Genomic DNA, 2,731 nt, shown 5'->3' with positions numbered 1-2,731 from the left:
GCTGGCTCTGCTGCCTGCCCACCAGCCACATCGCCGGCATCCAGGTCCTCGTCCGCGCCCTGCTCACCGGCACCGCCCCCCGCATCCACCCCCGCTTCGACCCCGCCGAGACCGCCACCACCGACGCCACCCTCGTCTCCCTCGTCCCCACCCAGCTCCGCCGCCTCATGGACGCCGGAACCGACCTCACCCGCTTCCGCGCCATCCTCCTCGGCGGCGCCGCCGCACCCCCCGACCTGCTGGAGAAGGCCCGCGCCGACGGCGCCACCGTCCACACCACCTACGGCATGAGCGAGACCTGCGGCGGCTGCGCCTACGACGGCCTCCCCCTCGACGGCGTCACCCTCGGCCTCACCCCCGACGGCCGCGTCCGCATCGCCGGACCCGTCCTGTTCACCGGCTACCGCCTCGACCCCGACCTCACCGCCCGCACCCGCGACGGCGACTGGTACCTCACCCAGGACCTCGGCACCCTCGACGGCGGACGCCTGCGCATCCGCGGCCGCGTCGACGACATCATCAACACCGGCGGCGAGAAGGTCGTCGCCGGCGACGTCGCCGCCCGCCTCGCCCACCACCCCCGCGTCGCCGACGTCGTCGTCGTCGGACGCCCCGACCCCGAATGGGGCGAACGCGTCACCGCCGTCGTCGTCCCCCACGGCCCCGCCCCCACCCTCGACGACCTGCGCGCCTGGGTCCGCGAGACCATGCCCGCCCACGCCGCGCCCCGCGAACTCGACCTCCGCGCCGCCCTCCCCCTCCTCCCCTCCGGCAAGCCCGACCGCGCGGCCCTCCGCCACCCCGCCCCCTGACGCCACCCCTCTCTCGCCACACCAGGCGCTTGTCTCCGCCATCGCCGGGTAAACCCCCCGCAGCCGTCCGTGACCACCCGCCCGGACGAGCGAGAAGGGGGCCCCATGCACCGCAACGCGGACCACGACCCGTCCGCCGACGCCCGCACCGCGGGCACGGACGTCTCCAGCGGCGACCCGGCCGACCCGAGCGGCGAGATCGACGACGCCGGAGAAGACGCCGGTAAGGACGCTGGAGAGGACGCTGGAGAGGACGCCAAGGGCGGCGGCGAGAGCACGCTCACCGTCGTCCTGGCCCTGCTGGCCAACCTCGGCATCGCCATCGCCAAGATCATCGCCGCTGCCGCCACCGGATCGGCCTCCATGGCCGCCGAGGCCGCCCACTCCGTCGCCGACACCTTCAACGAGGTCCTGCTCATCGTCGGCCTGCGCCGCTCCGAGCGCCCCGCCGACCGCGCCCACCCCCTCGGCTACGGCAAGGAGCGCTACATCTGGACGCTGCTCGTCGCCGTCGCGATCTTCGGAATGGGCGGACTGTTCGCCTTCTACCAGGGCTACGAGACCCTCAGCGGCCACCCCCAGGAAGCCTCACCGACCGCCGGCTACATCGTCCTCAGCGTCTCCCTGGTCCTCGAGGCGATCTCCTGGCGGCAGGCGTTCCGGCAGGTCCGCCAGGACGCCCGCGACGCGCGGCAGACCATGTCCGAGTACATCCGCGCCACCGACGACCCCACCTCCGTCAGCGTGCTGCTGGAGGACTCGGCCGCCCTGCTGGGCCTGGTGATCGCCTTCGCGGGCCTCGGCCTGCACCAGCTCACCGGCAGCTCGGCCTGGGACGGCATCGGCTCGGTCCTCATCGGCGCCCTGCTCACCGCGGTCGCGGTGATCCTCGGCCGCATCAACCTCAACCTGCTGGTCGGCAACCAGGCCGACCCCCGGCTGGTGGAGGGCGTCCGGTCCCGCCTGGGCGCCGCCCCCGAGGTCGAGTGGGTCGTCGACATCGTGACCATGACCTTCGGCGCGCGCCAGGTGCTGGTCTGCGCCCGCCTGGACTTCCGCGACCACCTGGGGGCCGCCGACGTCGAGCGCGCCTGCGTACGGATGGCCCAGGAGCTCCGCCGGGCGCACGAGGAGATCAACGAGGTGTTCCTCGAGCCCGTCCCCCGTGACGATCCGGAACTCCGGCGCAGGGTCATCGCCCGATACGGTCGAACCCTCCCACAGAACCCGGCCGAGGGAGCCTCCCCCACGTCGGAGACGTGATGTAGAAGACGTTTTGTCTATGGCGGTTTCAGGTCGCGATCTTTACGCAGTAAGGTTGGGTAGGGAGGCTTCTACCTGCGGTGTTCCACCTCCGCGGGCGCGGGACGGGCGGGACCGGCGAGGCCCGGGAAACCGGGGCGTCGGGAACAACCACCCCCTCTTCCGGCGTTCCGATTAATGCGCGCGTCACCAGAGGGCAAGCACCAGGGAGCAGGCCTCCGCGCCGCCACCACGGAAGGGAGGGGGGTGTCCCCATGCCGCGAACCGCCGCAGAGACCCCGCTCACGGAGTCGACGAGCCCTGCCCTCGACGACCTCCTCGAGCGTGGTCATGCCCAAGGGAGCCTCTCGCTCGACGAGGTGCGCCGGGCGTTCGAGGCCGCCGGGATCAGCCCCGGCCAGGGCCGCTCGATCCTGCGGGAGCTGTCCGAGGCCGGGATCAGCCTCGCCAGCGAGGACGAGAAGGCCGCCAAGAAGACGGCGCGGGGCACGCGCACGGCGAAGACGCCGACGACGGCCGGCACCGCCACCAAGACCACCCGCGCCCGCAGCGCCGCGAAGGCCGCCGACCCCGGCGACCCGGCCGACGCCGACGGCACGGCGGACACCACGAACGGCACGGCGGCCGGCACCACCGAGGACGAGGCCGCCGCCGCG

At 73.6% G+C, this 2,731-nt stretch carries 3 protein-coding genes; all 3 read left to right on the top strand.

What is annotated here, in order from left to right:
- The coding region (locus DZF91_RS25315) for an AMP-binding enzyme (RefSeq protein ID WP_117359729.1) at positions 1-812 on the top strand (812 nt) is incomplete at its 5' end.
- Between the two features lie 105 nt (positions 813-917).
- A complete protein-coding gene (locus tag DZF91_RS25310) occupies positions 918-2,075 on the top strand; it encodes a cation diffusion facilitator family transporter (protein WP_117359728.1) in 1,158 nt (385 codons plus the stop codon).
- A 254-nt stretch (positions 2,076-2,329) separates the two neighbouring features.
- A partial coding sequence (locus DZF91_RS25305; protein WP_328589210.1) for an RNA polymerase sigma factor region1.1 domain-containing protein occupies positions 2,330-2,731 on the top strand: 402 nt, incomplete at its 3' end.

The organism is Actinomadura logoneensis, from assembly GCF_003428695.1.
In the GTDB taxonomy this organism is placed as follows: domain Bacteria; phylum Actinomycetota; class Actinomycetes; order Streptosporangiales; family Streptosporangiaceae; genus Spirillospora; species Spirillospora logoneensis.
The sequence above is the reverse complement of the archived record's forward strand: the minus strand, read 5'-3'. Positions and strand labels throughout refer to the sequence as shown.

Bases quoted from the DNA above. Each gene is read 5' to 3' on its own strand.
- DZF91_RS25310 (WP_117359728.1), top strand. From the start codon at position 918: ATGCACCGCAACGCGGACCACGACCCGTCCGCCGACGCCCGCACCGCG.